Here is a 17,924-nt window from a genome sequence, read left to right as displayed (position 1 = left end):
GGTACGGGGTCGGGCGGGGACCCCGCTCCATCCGCCAGAAACCATCGAACGCCATCGTGTGCCCTGGAGGAGTCATGTCCGACGAGTTCTTCGGTCACGTGCCGGTCCTTGCGACCCGCGTGCGTGAGCTCCTCGCCCCGGCGCTGCAGCACGACGGCGCCGTCTACGTCGACGCGACACTCGGCGCCGGCGGCCACTCCGAGCTCATCCTCGAATCCTTCCCGCACGCCCGCGTCGTCGGCCTCGACCGCGACACCGACGCACACGCCATCGCCGGCGAGCGGCTGGCCCGGTTCGGCGATCGCTTCATCCCCGTCCACACTCGCTACGACGGGATGGCGGACGCCCTCGATGACCTGGGGCTCTCGTGGGGTGCGGGCGGCCCCGGCGTCGATGCGATCCTGTTCGACCTCGGCGTCTCGTCCATGCAGCTCGACCGGGCCGAGCGGGGCTTCGCCTACTCCGTCGACGCCCCACTCGACATGCGGATGAATGTCGAGGATCCCCTCACCGCGGCCGACGTGCTCAACACCTACTCCCACGGCGACCTCGCGCGGATCCTGCAGCGTTACGGCGACGAGCGGTTCGCGGGCAAGATCGCCTCCGCCGTTCTCAAGGAGCGCGAGAAGGAGCCCTTCACCACCAGCGGCCGTCTCGTCGAGCTGCTCTACGCCACGATCCCCGCGCCCGCGCGCCGCACCGGCGGGCATCCGGCCAAGCGCACCTTCCAGGCGCTACGGATCGAGGTGAACGCCGAGCTCGCCTCCCTGGAGGCCGCGGTGCCGCAGGGCCTTGACGCGCTCGCCGCGGGCGGTCGCATCGTCTTTCTCAGCTACCAGTCGCTCGAGGACCGCATCGTCAAGACCGCGCTCGCGGAACGGACCCGGTCCACCAGTCCCGCGGGGCTGCCTGTCGAACTGCCCGGGACCGGCGCGACCTTCGAACTGCTCACCCGCGGCGCCGAGCGCGCCACCGATGGCGAGATCACCGAGAACCAGCGGGCGGCGCCCGTGCGCATGCGCGCGGCCCGCCGTCTCGACACCCCCACCGACCGGACCCGCAGCACGAGGAGCGCGCGATGACCGCACCGAACGCGACCCAGGCACCGTCGACTCCGGACACCCGGACCCGGCGGGCGCCCGCACGCCGTGACGACCGCGACACCTCGCGACCCCGGTCGAGCTCCGCGCAGCGCGCGCTGGACCGGCGACAGAAGCGCATCGAGCAGCAGCGGGCTGTCCTCGACGCGGGCGGCTCCCTGCGAGAGACGCCCGCCGAGCGCGCCCTGCGCCGGCACCGTGACGGTGCGGCCTCCGCGGGTCTGCTCGCCCGTCTGCCCCGCCCGGCCGGCGTGGTGCGCCGGGTGCCGTTCGTGCTGGCCTTGATCGCACTCGTCTGCGCCGGACTGGGCCTGACGCTATGGCTTTCGACCGGCAGCGCCGAGAACTCCTACGATCTCCGCAAGCGCGAGGCCGTGAACAACTCGCTCGCCGAGAAGAAGGCGGCTCTGGAGCGCGACGTGAAGTCGGGGGAGAGCGCCCCGGGACTCGCCGAGCGCGCTACCGCGCTCGGCATGATCCCGGCGGGGACCGTCCCGGTCCTGGTCGGCAAGGAGGGCGGCAAGGTCGTCGTGGTCGGCAAGCCCGCGCCCGCCACCGGTGCCGCCAAGCCCGCACTCAATCCGCCCGCGCAGCGCACCGGCGACCCCAGTGGCGCCACGTCCGATGGTTCCGGCACGCCGGTCGCCGGGAATCCCGGACCCGCACCGGCGGGCGGGGAACAATTGGTCACCATGAACCCCGGCAGCCCGACCGTCGTGAACGCGCCGACGCCCGCACCGTCGGCGGCCACCCAGACACCCGCGCAGACTCCGGCTCCGACGCCCGCCCCGAGCCCCGCCGCGCAGGCGCCGGCCCAGGGGACTGCCCGGTGACCCGCGCTCAGCGCCCGCCGACGAAGACGCGGCCCACCGCCCGCTCCGGGGCGCAGCGCGGCGCCGCGGCCCCCAAGGCCGGTCACCAGTCCGCCCGCGCCCGCGTCAAGGGCGGCCGCGCACCCGAGGTCTCCACCGCCTTCACCGGCCGCGTCCGCATCGGTGGCTGGGTGATCGTCGCGGTCTTCACCGTCATCGCGGTGTGGCTCGGCGTCGTCCAGTTCGTGCAGGCGCCGGGCCTGTCCGCGAAGGCGGAGAGCCAGCGTCAGGTCAAAGAGGTGCTGCCGGCCGTCCGCGGTTCGATCACCGACCGTGCGGGGCAGCCGATCGCCTTCACGATGGAGGCCAAGTCGCTGACCCTGCAGCCCGTCGCCGTACGCAAGCAGATCCAGGAGAAGTACGACAAGGACGTCGAGCTGGTCAAGGAGGGCGGCGACGCCGCGAAGGGGGTCACGCCCGTCGGCGTCGACGACCGGCTGCAGCAGATCGCCAAGAAGATCGTCTCCGTCCTCGGCGACTCCGTGAACGAGCAGAAGCTGCTCGAGCAGATGCGCGGCAACGACACCTTCGTCTACCTGGCCCGTGGTGTCGACCCGGCCAAGGCCTCGGCGATCACCGACGAGTACTCCGAGGTCGGTGCCGAGCGGCAGTCGATCCGTAACTACCCCGGCGGCTCGCTGGCCGCGAACATCGTGGGCACCACCGGTTTCGAGGGGCAGGGCCTGATCGGCCTCGAGTCCTCGCTGGATTCGATCCTCGCCGGTACGGACGGCTCGCGCACCTACGACCGCGGCTCCGACGGTGCCGTCATCCCCGGCAGCACCCGCGACATCCATCCCGCCGCCAACGGCGCCCGCGTCGTGCTCACCCTCGACAACGACGTGCAGTTCTTCGTCCAGCAGGCCGTCGCCCAGGCGAAGGCGAAGTCCGGCGCGAAGAGCGTGCAGGCCGTCGTGCTCGACTCCAAGACCGGCCAGGTACTGGCGATGGGCGTCGACAACACCTTCAACCCGTCGCTCGGCGTGAACAACAACCCGGACTCGGCGCGCACCGGCAACCTCGCCGTCACCACGCCCTTCGAGCCGGGCTCGGTGAACAAGCTCATCACCGCCGTCGCCGCGATCGACGGCGGCAAGACCAAGCCCGACGAGGTGCTGCAGGTCCCGGGGCAGATCAGGATGGCCGGTGTCACGGTCAAGGACGCCTGGGCGCACGGCACCGAGCCGTACACCACGACCGGCGTCTTCGGTAAGTCGTCCAACGTGGGCACACTGATGCTCGCGCAGCGCGTCGGCGAGAACGCTTTCGCCGACTACGTCGACCGCTTCGGCCTGGGCCGCTCCACCGGCGTGGGCCTGCCCGGTGAGTCCGGCGGCGCCGTGCCTGCGCGCAACCAGTGGTCCGGCGGCACGTTCGCCAACCTGCCGATCGGCCAGGGCCTGTCGATGACGGTGCTGCAGATGGCCGGCATGTACCAGGCCCTCGCCAACGACGGGGTCCGGATCCCGCCGCGCATCATCAAGGAGGTCGACGGTGCCGCGAACCCCGCGTCGGGCGCCGAGCCGGTCCGCGTGATGAGCTCCGAGACCGCCCGCACCGTGCTCGACATGTTCCGTGCCGCACTGCAGCGCGATCCGATGGGCTACCAGCAGGGCACCGGCGCGCCGGGCTCGGTGGAGGGCTACCAGATCAGCGGCAAGACCGGGACGGCGCAGCAGGTCGACCCGGTGACCAAGGCGTACTCCAACTCGCTGTACAACATCACTTTCGCGGGCGTGGCGCCCACGAACGACCCGCGCTTCGTCATCGGCCTGATGATGGACGCGCCCGCCCGGAGCTCCGACGGCACCGGCGGGCAGTCCGCGGCGCCGCTGTTCCACGACATCGCCTCGTTCCTGCTGCAGAAGTACGGCGTCCCGCTCTCGCCGCCGTCGAAGCCGCTGACGCTTGTGGCCGGTAAGTAGTTAACCGGCGGGTAGGATCTACCGGTGCCCGAATCGACTCTCACCCGCCCCGCCCACCCCCGCGGAGCCACGCCGGCCGAGGTCGCTGCGCAGGTCCCGGGTGTCACCCTCGCAGGTGCCGACGCCGGTGAGCTGCGACTCACCGGGGCGACCGTGCGCGCCCAAGAGGCGCGCCCCGGCGATCTCTTCTGCGCCGTCCCCGGCACCACCACGCACGGCGCGCGGTTCGCCGCGGGCGCGATCGAGGCGGGGGCCGTCGCCGTCCTCACCGATCCCGACGGTGCCGCCCTCCTCGCGGAGGACGGCCACGACGTCCCCGTGCTGCTGCACGGGGATCCGCGCTCGGTCCTCGGTCCGGTCGCGGCCGTGGTCTACGGCGCACCGTCGACGCGGATGACGCTCGTCGGCATCACCGGCACGTCCGGCAAGACCACCACCAGCTACCTCGTGGAGGCGGCGCTCGCCGCCGGCGGTAACCCGACGGGGCTGATCGGCACCGTCGGCACCCGGATCGCCGGCGTCGACGTCCCGACCACCCTCACCACACCGGAGGGCTCCGCACTCCAGGGGCTGTTCGCCTCCATGGTCGAGCGCGGCGTGACCGCCGCCGTGATGGAGGTCAGCTCGCACGCCCTGGCTCAGAACCGGGCGGGCGGCACCCGGTTCGCGGTCGGCGCCTTCACCAACCTGAGCCAGGACCACCTCGACTACCACCCGACGATGGAGGACTACTTCGCCGCGAAGTCGCTGCTCTTCCTCGGGCCGGAGGCCTGCGAGCGCGCCGTCATCTGCGTCGACGACGAGTGGGGCCACCGCATGGCCGAATTGCGCCGCGCGGCCGGCCTGCCGCTGGTCACCGTCGCCACCACCGGTCCCGCCGACTGGACCGCGGGCGAGGTCGCCGCGTACTCCGACGGCACCCAGCGGTTCACCCTCAGCGGGCCGGACGGACAGACCTTCTCCGCCGTCGTCGGGCTGCCCGGCGCGTACAACGTCGCCAATGCCGCGCTGGCGTTGGTCATCGCCCACGAGGCCGGCGTCCCGCTCGCCGACGCGGCTCGCGGCATCGGCGCCGTCGCCGTGCCCGGCCGGGTGCAGCGCATCGACCGCGGCCAGGACTTCCTCGCCGTCGTTGACTACGCCCACAAGCCCGCCGCGCTCGACGCGGTGATCGCGACGCTGCGCGGCCAGACCGCCGGCCGGATCGTCGTGGTCGTGGGCGCGGGCGGCGACCGCGATCGCGGCAAGCGCCCCCTCATGGGCGAGGCGGCCGCGAGCGCCGCCGAGCTGGTCATCGTGACCGACGACAATCCCCGCACTGAGGATCCCGCCGCGATCCGCGCAGCCGTGGCCGCGGGCGCGCGTGCCGTGACGGGCGGCGGCGAGGTCCGTGAAATCGGTGACCGCCGCGCCGCCATCGTCGAGGCCGTGAACTGGGCCCGCACCGGCGACGTCGTGCTCATCGCGGGCAAGGGCCACGAGGCCGGCCAGGAGATAGGCGGCGTCAAGCACCCGTTCGACGACCGCGACGAGCTGGCCGCCGCACTGGAGGCCCGCGCATGATCGAGCTCACTCTCCGCGAGGTCGCCGCGATCGTCGGTGGCACCCTGCACGACGTGCCCGACCCCGAAGCGAAGGTCACCGGCACCGTCGAATTCGACTCCCGCGAGGTCGCGCCCGGCGGGCTGTTCCTCGCGCTGCCCGGCGCCCGCGTCGACGGGCACGACTTCGCCGTGACCGCGATCGATAAGGGCGCGGTCGCGGTGCTCGGCGCCCGCCCCGTGGGAGTGCCGGCGATCGTCGTCCCAGTCTCCGGCGAGACAGACAACCGCGTCATGGCGCTGGAGAACGACACCGACGGCGCGGGCGCCGCAGTGCTGAAGGCCCTGGGCGACCTGGCTGCCTACTGCACGAAGACCCTGGCCGCGGACGGGCTGACGGTGGTCGGTGTCACCGGCTCGGCCGGCAAGACGTCGACCAAAGACCTCATCGCCGCCGTGCTGCGGCCGCTCGGCGAGACCGTCGCGCCGCCCGGCTCCTTCAACAATGAGATCGGCCACCCGTGGACCGCGCTGCGCGCCACGGCGTCGACGAAGTTCCTGGTGCTCGAGATGTCGGCCCGCGGCGAGGGCCACATCGCAACGCTGGCCAAGGTCGCGCCGCCACGCATCGGCGTTGAGCTCAACGTCGGCACCGCGCACCTCGGCGAGTTCGGCTCCCGCGAGGCCATCGCCCGCGCCAAGGGCGAACTGGTCGAGGCTCTGCCCGCGGGCTCCACAGAGCCCGGGAAGGGCGGCGTCGCCGTGCTCAACGGCGACGACGCCGCGGTGGCAGCGATGGCCGCGCGGACGGACGCGCGCGTCGTCTTCTACGGCGCCGGTGATGCGGAGATCGCGGCGGCGGATGTGCGCATCGACGCGCAGGCCCGCGCGTCCTTCACCCTCCGTAGCCCTGCGGGCACCGCGTCCGTCGCACTCAAGGTCCACGGCGAGCACCAGGTGCACAACGCCTTGGCCGCTGCGGCGGTCGGCCTCGAATGCGGCGCGACGGTCGCGCAGGTCGCCGAGGCGCTTTCGCGCGCCGGCGCCGCGTCGCCGCGCCGGATGGACGTCTTCACCACCGACGAGGGCGTGACCGTGGTCAACGACACCTACAACGCCAATCCCGACGCGATGCGGGCCGCGCTGCGCAGCCTCGTGCTCATGTCCGAGCACGACGAGGCGGGGGAGCGCCTGCCCGGCCGCGACCGTCGTCGCACCTTCGCAGTCCTCGGCGAGATGGGCGAGCTGGGCGACGAGTCGATCCTCGAGCACGATCGGCTGGGCCGGTTCCTGGTGCGGCTCGACATCACGTCGACGATCTGCGTCGGTACCTCCCGCGCGGTACACGCGCTGTGGCAGGGCGCCGTGATGGAGGGCTCCTGGGGCAGTGAGGCCGTGCGGGTCGACACCCGCGAGGAGGCCGTCGACCGGCTGCGGGACGAGCTCCGGCCGGGCGACCTCGTTTTGGTCAAGGCGTCGAAGTCCGAGAAGATGTGGGAGGTCGCCGAGCACCTGGGCACGGCGAGCGCGGTCAACAACGAGAACGGGGAGTCACCGAAGTGATCCAGATCCTGTTCGCGGGCGGCATCTCGCTGGCCGTGGCGATCCTGCTCACGCCCGTCCTGATCCGGGTCTTCTCCCGGCAGGGCTTCGGTCAGGAGATCCGCGTCGAGGGGCCGCAGAGCCATCAGAAGAAGCGCGGCACCCCGTCGATGGGTGGCGTCGCGATCGTGGTGGCCCTATGGGCCGGCTACCTCGGCGCGCACCTGCTGGGCTGGAACTCCGGCCCCGGCCCCAGCGCCTCGGGCCTCCTGGTCCTCGGCCTCGCCACGTCGCTCGCGCTCGTGGGCTTCCTCGATGACTTCATCAAGGTGCGCAAGCAGCGCAACCTAGGCCTGAACAAGACCGCGAAGACCGTCGGTCAGACGGTCGCCGCCCTGATCTTCGGCGTGCTCGTGCTGCAGTTCCCCAATGCCCAGGGGGTACGCCCGGCCAGCGAGTTCCTCAGCTACACGCGCGACATCAACACCATCTCGATGGGCGCGATCGTCTTCGTGATCTTCTGCTGGTTCGTCGTCTCCGCCTGGTCGAACGCGGTGAACTTCACCGACGGCCTCGACGGCCTCGCCGCGGGCTCCATGGCGATGGTGCTCGGCAGCTATGTGCTCATCAGCTTCTGGCAGTTCCGCTACGCGTGCGAGACCAAGCAGGTCGCCGGCTGCTACGACGTGCGCGACCCGCTCGACCTGGCGCTCATCGCGGTCGCCGCGGGCGGCGCCTGCCTCGGCTTTCTCTGGTGGAACGCCGCGCCCGCGAAGATCTTCATGGGCGACACCGGCTCGCTGATGCTGGGTGGCCTGCTGGCCGGCCTGTCGATCACCACCCGCACCGAGCTCCTCGCCGTCGTGCTGGGCGCGCTGTTCGTGGCCGAGATGGTCTCGGTGGTCATCCAGATCGCGGTCTTCCGGTCGACGGGTCGCCGTGTCTTCCGGATGGCGCCCTTCCATCACCACTTCGAACTGTCCGGGTGGGCCGAGACTACGGTGATCATCCGGTTCTGGCTGCTCACGGCCATTGCGTGCGGCCTCGGCCTCGTGCTGTTCTACGCCGAGTTCCTCGGCTCCGGCGCGGTCGGCTAGATGGCGGGGATCCCCGGCCCCGGCGCGCACGTCCTCGTCGCGGGCGGGGGTGTCACCGGCCCGGCCGTCGCCCGGGCCCTGCTCCGGCTCGGGGCCACCGTCACCGTCGCCGACGGCAAGCCCGCCGCGCGGGAGAAGATCGCGGGCGAGGTGCCGGGCATCGTCGTCGCCGATCTCGACGGGCACGACCCGTCGGGCTACGACCTCGTCGTGGTCGCGCCCGGGTTCCGCCCCACCGCCCCCGTCGTGGTGGCCGCGGAGGCCGCGGGCGTCGAGGTGATAGGCGATGTCGAGCTGGCCTGGCGGATCGACCGTGCCGGTGCCTTCGGCGCGCCCCGCGACTGGCTCGTCGTGACCGGCACCAACGGCAAGACCACCACCACGCAGATGCTCGAGGCGATCCTGCTGCGCGCCGGCGTGCGCGCTGTCGCCTGCGGCAACATCGGCCGTCCCGTCATCGATGCGATCGGCGACGACGCCGACCCGCGCGTGCTCGCCGTCGAGCTCTCGTCCTTCCAGCTGCACTGGGCCCCGTCGGTGCGTCCCCGCGCGGGCGTCGTGCTCAACGTCGCCGAGGACCACCTCGACTGGCACGGCTCGATGGCCGCGTATACCGCCGACAAGGCGCGCGCCCTCTCCGGAGAGCTCGCCGTCATCGGCCTCGACGACCCCGTGGCCTCGGGCCTGAGCGGGGCGGTCACCGTCGGCTTCACCGCGGGCGAGCCCGGGCCGGGGCAGTACGGCGTGCGCGGGGGTGTCCTGGTCGACGGTGCCGGCGCGCCCGTCCTGCCCGTCGACGGGGTCTCGCCACCCGGGCCCGCAGGGATTGCGGACGGGCTGGCCGCGACCGCGCTCGCGCAGGCCGTCGGCGTGACCGCCGCGCAGGCGGGCGAGGCACTCGCCGCGTTCCGGGTGGGCGCACACCGCGCCGAGCCCGTCGCGACCGTGCGCGGGATCACGTACATCGATGACTCCAAGGCCACCAACCCGCATGCCGCGCTGAACTCGATCGAGGCGCACGAGCGGGTGGTGTGGATCGCGGGAGGTCAGCTCAAGGGCGCCGACGTCGGGCCGCTCGTGCAGCGGGTGGCACCGAGGCTCGTTGGTGCGGTGTTGCTCGGACTCGATCGAGACGACATCGCGGATTCGCTCGCGCGACACGCACCGGATGTCCCCGTGGTTCGGGTGTCCTCGGGCGAACATAGTCCTGTGTCTCCTGTGACTAATGATGCGAATCGTTCTGTAGGGACGACTGAGGCTGGCGATGTGCGAGTGTCCGGCGATGCTGATGCGGTGATGGCCGCCGTCGTCGCCGAGGCCTCCCGCATCGCCGAAACCGCAGCCCACGACGGTGCAGCGCCCGTCGTGCTGCTCGCGCCCGCCGCGGCCTCGCTCGACATGTTCACCTCGTACGGGCACCGTGGCGACGCCTTCGCCGCCTCCGCCCGGGCGCTCGGGGACGCCTCGTGAGCCGCGCCGGCAAGGCCGCCGCCGGTTCCGACACCGATTCCGATCTCGCCCCCGGCGGCGTCAACGCCCCCGAGAGCACCGAATTCGACGCGCAGCCCCAGGAGACGGCCGCGTCGACGACGGGTTCTCGCGGTGCGGCCGCCGCGTCCGCGGCACGCTCCGGTGCCGAGGCCGCCCGCACCGGGGCCTCGCTGCTGCGGGGCGGCGCCGTCGGCCTCGCGACGGCTCTGCGCCGCCCGCTCGCGTCCTTCCATCTGGTGCTCGGACTCACCGCCGTGCTCACCGTGATGGGCCTGATCATGGTGCTCTCCGCGTCGTCCGTCGAGGACATCAGCGCCACCGGCTCGCCCTGGGGCAAGTTCACCAGCCAGCTGATCTACGTCGCCCTCGGCGTGGTCGCCTTCATCGTCGCGCTGTACCTGCGCCCCGCGCTGCTGCGCCGGGTGGCGCTCGGCGGTGTGCTCGTCTCCATCGCTCTGCTCGCGGCGGTGCTCGTGCCCGGCGTCGGCACGATGGTCGGCGGCGCGCGGCGCTGGATCGATGTAGGTGGCTTCACCCTGCAGCCCTCGGAGATCGCGAAGGTGGCACTCATCATCTGGGGCGCGCACCTACTCGCGGACCGGGGCCGCAAGGGCAACATCAAGGAGCTGCTGCTGCCGCTCGGCCCCGTAGTGGTGCTGATGGCGGCGCTCGTCGTCGCCGAGCCGAACCAGTCGACGGCCATGATCATCGTCTCCATCGGCGCGATGCTGCTCTACTACGCTGGGCTGTCGTCGAAGTTGATCGCCTCACTGCTGGTGGTGTTCGCACTGCTCGGCATCTTCTTCGCGCTCGCGGAGGGTTACCGCTCGGCGCGGGTGCAGGCCTGGCTCGGCCGCACCGACGATGCGCTCGGCGCCAACTACCAGTCCAATCAGGCGCGGTACTCGCTCGCCGACGGCGGCCTCTTCGGCGTGGGGCTGGGCAACTCGACGGCCAAGTGGAGTTACTTGCCCAACGCGCACAACGACTTCATCTTCGCGATCATCGGCGAGGAGCTCGGCTACCTCGGCGCGGGCGTGGTCATCCTCATGTTCGGCATCCTCACCTGGGTGGGCATGCGGATCGCCGGCCGGGTCGCCGACCCCTTCCTGCGCCTCATGGCCGCCTCCATCACGACGCTCGTCGCGCTGCAGGCGATCATCAACATGGGCTACGTCGTGGGCCTGCTGCCGGTGACCGGCATCCAGCTGCCCCTGCTCTCCGCGGGCGGCAACTCGGTGATCCTCGTGCTGTTCATGATGGGCCTGTTGGCCAACGCGGCTCGGCACGAGCCGGAGGCGATCGCGGCGCTGGCAGGCGGCCGCGAGGGTCGCACCGGCCGTCTCCTGCGCCTGCCCAAGCCGCTGCCCTACATCCCGCCGCGCCCCGAGCGGCCGGCCGGCCGCGGACCCGCCCCACGGCAGGGTCGTCCCGCGCCCGCCCGGCGTGCGCCCGCGAAGGGGCGTACCGCGCCCGCGGCGCCGTCGCCGTACGATCGACACCCGTACGGTGACGAGAGCCTGGGCCGGCGCAGCGCGCCGCGCCGGGACCTCCCGCCGATGCGGCCGCAGGGCCGCGGCGGCGAGCCCTGGCGGGGCGATCGCGCCGGACAGCAGCGGAACGCGCCGCAGCAGCGGCGCCGAGGACAGGAAAAGGGCAGACGGGCGTGGTGAGTTCTTCTCGAGCGGTTTCGGTGGTGGTGGCCGGTGGCGGCACCGCAGGACACATCGAACCCGCACTGGCGGTGGCCGACGCCGTCCGGGCCCAGCAGCCCGACGCCGTGGTCACCGCCCTCGGCACGCCGAAGGGGCTCGAGGGCCGCCTCGTCCCGGAGCGCGGCTACCCGCTCGCCATGATCCCGCCCGTCCCGCTGCCGCGGAAGCCCGGGAAGGACCTGGCGAAGCTGCCCTTCACGCTCACCGGCGCGGTGCGCCGCACCCGGAAGGTGCTCCGCGAGACCGGCGCCGACGTGATCATCGGCTTCGGCGGCTACGTCGCCCTGCCCGCCTACCTCGCCGCCCGCAGCATGGGCGTGCCCATCGTCATCCACGAAGCCAATGCCAGCGCGGGCGTCGCGAACAAGGTCGGCGCGAAGCTCGCCACGAAGGTCTTCGCCGCCGTCCCCGGATCCGGCGTGCCCGCCGAGGTCGTCGGCATCCCCGTCCGCGCCTCCATCACCGGGCTCGACCGCGCGGCCCTGCGCGCCGAGGCCCGCGCGCACTTCGGGCTCCCCGCCGGCGGGCCCGTCGTGCTCGTCTTCGGTGGCAGCCAGGGCGCCGTCCGGCTCAACGACGGTGTCGTCGGCGCGGCACGGGACTTCGCCGACGCGGGCGTCGGCGTGCTGCACGCCTACGGCCCCAAGAACTCCGTGGACCTCGGACCGGCTGCTGCGTCCTCCTATGTCGCCGTGCCCTACCTGTCGCGGATGGACCTCGCCTACGCCGCCGCCGACCTCGCCGTGTGCCGGTCGGGCGCGATGACGGTGGCCGAGGTCGCGGCTGTCGGCCTCCCGGCGGTGTACGTGCCCCTTGCGCACGGCAACGGCGAGCAGGCGCTCAACGCGCAGCCGGTCGTCGCCGCGGGCGGGGGACTGCTCGTCGACGACGCCGCCTTCACCTCGGATCTCGTGCGGGAGAAGGTGATCCCGCTCGCGGGTGACGCCGAGCGACTCGCGGCCATGAGTTCCGCGGCCGGGGGCACCGGGCATCGGGACGCGGCGGGCATCGTCGCGGCCGCGGCCCTCGCACTGGCACAGGAGAGGCGGACGTCGTGACCGAGTCGACTGGAGCGCTGCCCGAACGGCTGCAGCGGGTCCACATGGTGGGCATCGGTGGCGCCGGCATGTCCGGCATCGCACGGATCCTGCTGGCCCGCGGCGGCCAGGTGTCGGGCTCCGACGCCAAGGAGTCGCGTGGCGTCATCGCCCTGCGCGCCCGCGGTGCGCAAATCCAGGTAGGGCACAGCCCCGAGGCGCTCGACCTGCTGCCCGGCGGCCCGACGGTGCTCGTGACGACGCACGCCGCCATCCCCAAGGACAACCCCGAGCTGGTCGAGGCGCAGCGCCGCGGTATCCCCGTGATCCTGCGGCCCGAGGTGCTCGCCGACCTCATGGACGGCTACCGCACCCTCCTGGTGAGCGGAACCCATGGCAAGACCTCCACGACGTCGATGGCGGTCGTGGGCCTGCAGCACTGCGGCGCCAACCCATCCTTCGCCGTCGGCGGTGAGCTCAACGAGTCCGGCACCAACGCCTTCCACGGCACGGGTGACGTCTTCGTGGCCGAGGCCGACGAGTCTGACGGTTCGCTGCTGCAGTACGCGCCCGACGTGGTGGTCGTGACCAACGTGGAGGCCGATCACCTGGACTTCTTCGGCTCGGAAGAGAAGTACGTCGCCGTCTTCGACGCCTTCACCGAGCGGATCCGCCCCGGCGGCACCCTCGTGGTGTGCCTCGACGACCCGGGTTCGGCGGCGTTGGCGCAGCGAACGCATGCCGCGTTGCGCGTCCGCGGCGTTCGCGTCCTGGGCTACGGCGAGGGCACTCACCGCGACCTCGCGCCCGACGTGACGTTGATCGCGGAGCTGTTGGAGTACAAGCCCCGCGCCGAGGGCGGCATGCTCAAAGTCCGATTCTCCGACGAGAACCGGAAGGTCACCGAGCGGGCGATCCTGCTCTCCGTGCCCGGGAAGCACATGGCGCTCAACGCCATCGCCGCGACGATCGCCGTCGTCAGCACCGGCCAGCCGGCCGCGAAGGTGATCGAGGGGATCGAGGCCTTCGGTGGCGTGCACCGACGGTTCCAACTGCGCGGCACCGAGCAGGGCGTGCGCGTCTTCGACGATTACGCGCACCATCCGACCGAAGTTCGCGCCGTCCTCACCGCCGCAGCGGAGATGGTCGCCAAGCAGGCCGAACCGGGCCGCGTGATCGTCGCCTTCCAGCCTCACCTGTACTCGCGGACCGAGCAGTTCGCCGCCGAGTTCGCGCAGGCGCTCAGCCTCGCCGACGAGGTCGTGGTGCTCGACGTCTACGGCGCGCGCGAGGCCCCGTTGCCGGGCGTGACGGGGGAGCGCATCGCCGAGAGGGTGACCGCCTCCGTGCACTACGTGCCGAGCCAGGCAGAGGTGGCCGGCGTGGTCGCCGGCCTCGCGAGCCCGGGCGACGTCGTGATCACCATGGGCGCGGGAGACGTGACGATGCAGGGCCCGACGATCCTCAATACGCTGGCGCAGCGCGGCGCCGAGGCGGGCGCGTGAGTTCTCCCGCGACGCGCAGGCGCGTGCCGGGGCTGCGGCGGTTGCTGCTGATCCTGCTCGCGCTGGCGGTGGTGGCGGGACTCGCTGCGGCGGCGTACTTCTCGCCGGTACTTTCGGCGCGCGACGTCTCTGTGACGGGTGCGACCAACGCGCCCGCCGATCAGGTCGCGAAGGTGGTGGAGCCGCTCAAGGGGCGCCCGCTGCTACAGATCACGCCCGGCCAGCGCGACGCCTACGCCGCCCAGGTGGTCGCGGTGAGCCCGTGGATCGATCGCGCCACGGTCACCGTCTCGTACCCGTCGACTCTCGTCGTCGAGGTCACCGAGCGTGAGGTGGTTGCCTACGCCCAGCGTCCCTCCGGAATCGTGCTCGTGGACGCCAAAGGCGTGCCTTTCATCAAGGTGGGGGAGCCGCCCATCCTCACGCCCAAGCTCGTCGTCGACGATCCGAAGTCCGATGATCCCGCAACGATGGCGGCGGTCACTGTGCTCCGGGCGTTGCCGCCGGACCTGCACGGGCAGGTTGTCGAGATAGGGGCGGATTCGCCGGTGAACGTGCGCTTCGTGCTGCGCGACAAGCGGGTCGTGTACTGGGGCGACGATCAGCGGACGGCGGATAAGACCGCGGCGCTGCGGATGGTGCTGACCCGCCCCGGCAAGGAGTTCACCGTGATCAATCCGGACATGCCGACCACCCGCTGAGGTGTTCTTCCCCTCACCGAGAACGTTTTTCCCGACACGCCCGCGCGCCTGCGGGGCAAGCGGTGCACCGCCCTCTACCTTGGTTTCAGACCAGCTACTTGACATAACTTTAAGCCTTTTGTTGAGGTTTAGGGTTCGTCTCAGAAGCAACAGACTTCACATCAGGGGAAAGGCGAAACATGACCGCCGCGCACAACTACCTCGCCGTAATCAAGGTCGTCGGCATCGGCGGCGGCGGCGTCAACGCCGTGAACCGGATGATCGAACAGGGGCTCAAGGGCGTCGAGTTCATCGCGATCAACACGGACGCCCAGGCGCTCATCATGAGCGACGCCGACGTCAAGCTCGATGTGGGTCGCGACTCGACCCGTGGTCTCGGCGCCGGCGCCGATCCTGAGGTGGGTCGCAAAGCCGCCGAGGATGCCAAGGACGAGATCGAGGAGCTCCTCAAGGGCGCCGACATGGTCTTCGTGACCGCCGGCGAGGGCGGTGGCACCGGTACCGGTGGCGCGCCCGTCGTCGCCAGTATCGCCCGCAAGCTGGGCGCCCTCACCGTGGGAGTGGTCACCCGGCCGTTCACGTTCGAGGGGGCCCGCCGCGGCAAGCAGGCGGAGACGGGGATCGGCTCGCTGCGCGAGTCCTGCGACACGTTGATCGTGATCCCGAACGATCGACTGCTGCAGCTGGGTGACGTGAACGTCTCCGCGCTGGACGCGTTCAAGAGCGCCGACGAGGTGCTCCTCAACGGTGTCCAGGGCATCACCGACCTGATCACCACGCCCGGTCTGATCAACGTCGACTTCGCGGACGTCAAGAGCGTCATGTCCGGCGCGGGCAGCGCTCTCATGGGCATCGGCTCCGCGCGGGGTGAGGGTCGCGCGATCAAGGCCGCCGAGGCTGCGGTGAATTCGCCGCTGCTGGAGACCTCGATGGAGGGCGCGCACGGCGTGCTCATGTCCATCGCGGGCGGCAGCGACCTGGGCCTGTTCGAGATCAACGAAGCTGCTTCGTTGGTGCAGGGCGCCTCGCACGAGGACGCGAACATCATCTTCGGCACCGTGATCGACGACAACCTGGGCGACGAGGTGCGGATCACCGTGATCGCCGCGGGATTCGACGGTGCCGCGCCCGCGCGCCGGCCCGTGACCCGCATCGGCGGCCAGCACACCGCCGTCGAGCAGCCCGCGGCCGAGTCCGAGGACGCGCGCCGGGGCAACCCCTTCGATAGTCGGCCGCCGCGCGCGAACGACCCGTTCCCAGCCCGGTCGACCGGCCGTGAGACGCGCTCGGACGACGACTTCGACCTCGATGTCCCGTCGTTCCTGCAGAACCGCCGCTGAGGAATTCGACGCCGACGGCGCTTCCGGCTCTGCCGGGGCGCCGTCCGTAGTCTTGTGCCATGGCTGATTCCGCGAACGCTCCTGACTCTGCGGCCCGTGTCCGGCGCGTGACCACCACCCGCGCTGGCGGCGCCTCGCAGGCTCCGTACGACACCTTCAACCTCGGCGACCACGTCGGCGACGACCCGGCGGCCGTCGCTGCGAATCGGCTCCGCCTCGAGCGGGAGATCGGCGTCGAGCCCGGGCATGTGGTCTGGATGGAGCAGATCCACAGCCGTACCGTCGCCGTCGTCGATGGTCCGCGTGCAGAGCCCGTGGAGGCCACCGACGCGCTCGTGACGACGGTGCCCGGCCTGGCTCTCGCCGTCCTTACCGCGGACTGTGTCCCGATCCTGCTCTCGGACGACGAGGCGGGCGTGCTCGCTGCCGTCCATGCGGGCCGCGTCGGCGCCCGGATCGGCATCGTGCCCGCCGTCGTCGAGGCGATGCGTGACCTGGGCGCCCGCCCGGAGCGCATCGGCGCTTTCCTGGGCCCCGCGGCGAGTGGCGCCAAGTACGAGGTCCCGGCGGCTATGGCGGCCGACGTCGAGCAGCATCTGCCGGGCAGCCGCTGCCGCACGGAAAAGGGCACTGATGGGCTCGACCTGCGGGCGGGAATCCGTCGCCAGCTGCAGGGGCTGGGTGTCGCGGCCGTCGCTCAGGACCCGCGGTGCACCATCAGCGATCCCACGTTGTTCTCGCATCGACGGGGTGCACCGACGGGGCGCCTGGCCTCGGTGATCTGGATCGACACGGCGAAATGACATCGATGGGATTCGTGCGCGTGTCGGAACCGCTATTCGCCCCTGTTCCCTACTAATCTCACTTCCATAACGACAGTCACAATCGTCACACCAGCCCATGCAGGCGCCGAGGAAGGGCAAAGATGAGCACTCTGCACAAGGTCAAGGCGTACTTCGGGATGGTTCCGCTGGACGCCTACGACGACGGATACGTCGACGAGGGCACCCCGCAGCCGCGCGGCCGCCGCAGCCTCGACGACGAGTTCGACGACTACCGCGGCGAGCGCGGATACGCCTACGACGGCCGCCGCGCGGACGACTACGACGCGTACGAACCCGCCTACGACGCCCGCGGCGGCTCGTACGACGACCGCTACGATGCCGGCTACGAGCGCGGCTACCGCGAGCCCGCCCGAGCGTCGCTGCCGCGCCTGGAGCCGCTGCGGGATGTCTCGCGCACCGTCGCCCCGTCCACCCGCGGCGCGCTGGCGATGGACACCCGCGCCGACGTGCTCAGCCAGGAGAACCCGATGTCGCGCATCACCACCCTGCGTCCCACCTCCTATGAGGAGGCGCGCACGATCGGTGAGCGGTTCCGCGAGGGCATCCCGGTGATCATGGATCTGACGGCGATGGACAACGCCGACGCCAAGCGTCTGGTCGACTTCGCGGCCGGCCTGACCTTCGCATTGCACGGCTCCTTCGACCGGATCACCACCAAGGTGTTCATGCTGGCCACGGCCGACGTGGACGTCACGGCGGAGGATCGGGCGCGGATCGCGGAGACCGGCTTCTACAACCGCTGACGCTTTCGGGCAGACTGGTACTCGTGCAAGCATTCTGGCTCGTCGTCTACACGCTCCTCTCGATCTTCTGGTTCCTCCTGATTGTTCGGCTCGTGGTCGAAGTGGTGAAGTCCTTCGCTCGGGAGTGGTTCCCGAAGGGGATCGTGGCCCTGATCCTCGAAGGAGTGTTCACCGTCACGGATCCGCCGTTGAAGGCGCTCCGGAAGGTACTGCCTTCGCCGCAGTTGGGACCGATCCGCCTGGATCTGTCGTTCATCGTGCTGTTTCTGCTGGTAGCTATCGCGCAACGGATCGTCGGCGGGCTGGCGGTCTAGGCCCGATGTGCCCCGTTCCGATACCGAGAAGCGGACATTTCATCGCGTGATTGTTGGGTGATGAGGAACAAACGGGTCTGGTGTGACAGGATGTGCACTAGTTACAGTGTTGGTCCAAGTGACTTGAGATCTGTCGAGCAGCCGAATTGAGGGGAA

The 17,924-nt window shown here is 71.3% G+C and carries 15 protein-coding genes; all 15 read left to right on the top strand.

From position 1 onward, the window contains the following. The first annotated feature begins 74 nt into the window (after positions 1 to 74). Positions 75 to 1,082: a 16S rRNA (cytosine(1402)-N(4))-methyltransferase RsmH gene (rsmH, locus tag HNP44_RS19535; protein WP_259144416.1), complete on the top strand. Its 1,008-nt coding sequence runs from the start codon at positions 75 to 77 to the stop codon at positions 1,080 to 1,082. Beyond that, positions 1,079 to 1,933 (top strand): hypothetical protein, encoded by an 855-nt coding sequence (locus HNP44_RS20850; RefSeq protein ID WP_310437699.1) that lies wholly within the window; start codon positions 1,079 to 1,081, stop codon positions 1,931 to 1,933. Before rsmH ends, HNP44_RS20850 begins: the two co-directional genes overlap by 4 nt. After that, positions 1,930 to 3,897 carry a peptidoglycan D,D-transpeptidase FtsI family protein gene (locus HNP44_RS19525; RefSeq protein WP_259144417.1) on the top strand — a complete coding sequence of 656 codons (1,968 nt, stop codon included), beginning with the start codon at positions 1,930 to 1,932 and terminating at the stop codon, positions 3,895 to 3,897. The genes HNP44_RS20850 and HNP44_RS19525 overlap by 4 nt, the downstream gene beginning before the upstream one ends. Before the next feature lie 24 nt (positions 3,898 to 3,921). Continuing rightward, positions 3,922 to 5,460, top strand: a complete 1,539-nt coding sequence (locus tag HNP44_RS19520; protein ID WP_259144418.1) for a UDP-N-acetylmuramoyl-L-alanyl-D-glutamate--2,6-diaminopimelate ligase — start codon at positions 3,922 to 3,924, stop codon at positions 5,458 to 5,460. Next, positions 5,457 to 7,001: a UDP-N-acetylmuramoyl-tripeptide--D-alanyl-D-alanine ligase gene (locus tag HNP44_RS19515; protein ID WP_259144419.1), complete on the top strand. Its 1,545-nt coding sequence runs from the start codon at positions 5,457 to 5,459 to the stop codon at positions 6,999 to 7,001. Before HNP44_RS19520 ends, HNP44_RS19515 begins: the two co-directional genes overlap by 4 nt. Then, a complete protein-coding gene (mraY, locus tag HNP44_RS19510) occupies positions 6,998 to 8,077 on the top strand; it encodes a phospho-N-acetylmuramoyl-pentapeptide-transferase (RefSeq protein ID WP_259144420.1) in 1,080 nt (359 codons plus the stop codon). Before HNP44_RS19515 ends, mraY begins: the two co-directional genes overlap by 4 nt. Further along, on the top strand, positions 8,078 to 9,547 hold the full coding sequence (gene murD, locus HNP44_RS19505) for a UDP-N-acetylmuramoyl-L-alanine--D-glutamate ligase (RefSeq protein WP_259144422.1): 1,470 nt from the start codon (positions 8,078 to 8,080) through the stop codon (positions 9,545 to 9,547). Then, the gene (ftsW, locus tag HNP44_RS19500) at positions 9,544 to 11,241 is read left to right on the top strand and encodes a putative lipid II flippase FtsW (RefSeq protein WP_259144423.1); all 1,698 of its coding nucleotides are present in this window, start codon (positions 9,544 to 9,546) and stop codon (positions 11,239 to 11,241) included. Before murD ends, ftsW begins: the two co-directional genes overlap by 4 nt. Next, positions 11,235 to 12,341 (top strand): undecaprenyldiphospho-muramoylpentapeptide beta-N-acetylglucosaminyltransferase, encoded by a 1,107-nt coding sequence (murG, locus tag HNP44_RS19495; RefSeq protein ID WP_259144425.1) that lies wholly within the window; start codon positions 11,235 to 11,237, stop codon positions 12,339 to 12,341. Before ftsW ends, murG begins: the two co-directional genes overlap by 7 nt. 44 nt (positions 12,342 to 12,385) lie before the next feature. Further along, positions 12,386 to 13,825: a UDP-N-acetylmuramate--L-alanine ligase gene (gene murC, locus HNP44_RS19490; protein ID WP_259144596.1), complete on the top strand. Its 1,440-nt coding sequence runs from the start codon at positions 12,386 to 12,388 to the stop codon at positions 13,823 to 13,825. Further along, the gene (locus tag HNP44_RS19485) at positions 13,822 to 14,526 is read left to right on the top strand and encodes a cell division protein FtsQ/DivIB (RefSeq protein WP_259144428.1); all 705 of its coding nucleotides are present in this window, start codon (positions 13,822 to 13,824) and stop codon (positions 14,524 to 14,526) included. Before murC ends, HNP44_RS19485 begins: the two co-directional genes overlap by 4 nt. Before the next feature lie 179 nt (positions 14,527 to 14,705). After that, a complete protein-coding gene (gene ftsZ, locus HNP44_RS19480) occupies positions 14,706 to 15,866 on the top strand; it encodes a cell division protein FtsZ (protein WP_259144429.1) in 1,161 nt (386 codons plus the stop codon). 59 nt (positions 15,867 to 15,925) lie between these two features. After that, a complete protein-coding gene (pgeF, locus tag HNP44_RS19475; RefSeq protein WP_259144430.1) occupies positions 15,926 to 16,669 on the top strand; it encodes a peptidoglycan editing factor PgeF in 744 nt (247 codons plus the stop codon). A 122-nt stretch (positions 16,670 to 16,791) separates the two neighbouring features. Beyond that, positions 16,792 to 17,454 (top strand): cell division protein SepF, encoded by a 663-nt coding sequence (locus HNP44_RS19470; RefSeq protein ID WP_259144431.1) that lies wholly within the window; start codon positions 16,792 to 16,794, stop codon positions 17,452 to 17,454. Between the two features lie 23 nt (positions 17,455 to 17,477). Further along, positions 17,478 to 17,768, top strand: coding sequence for a YggT family protein (locus HNP44_RS19465; RefSeq protein WP_068520949.1), 291 nt, complete (start codon positions 17,478 to 17,480; stop codon positions 17,766 to 17,768). Positions 17,769 to 17,924: the final 156 nt, after the last annotated feature.

The sequence above is a fragment of the Tsukamurella ocularis genome (genome assembly GCF_024807615.1).
Taxonomy (GTDB): Bacteria; Actinomycetota; Actinomycetes; order Mycobacteriales; family Mycobacteriaceae; genus Tsukamurella; species Tsukamurella ocularis.
The sequence above is the reverse complement of the archived record's forward strand: the minus strand, read 5'-3'. Positions and strand labels throughout refer to the sequence as shown.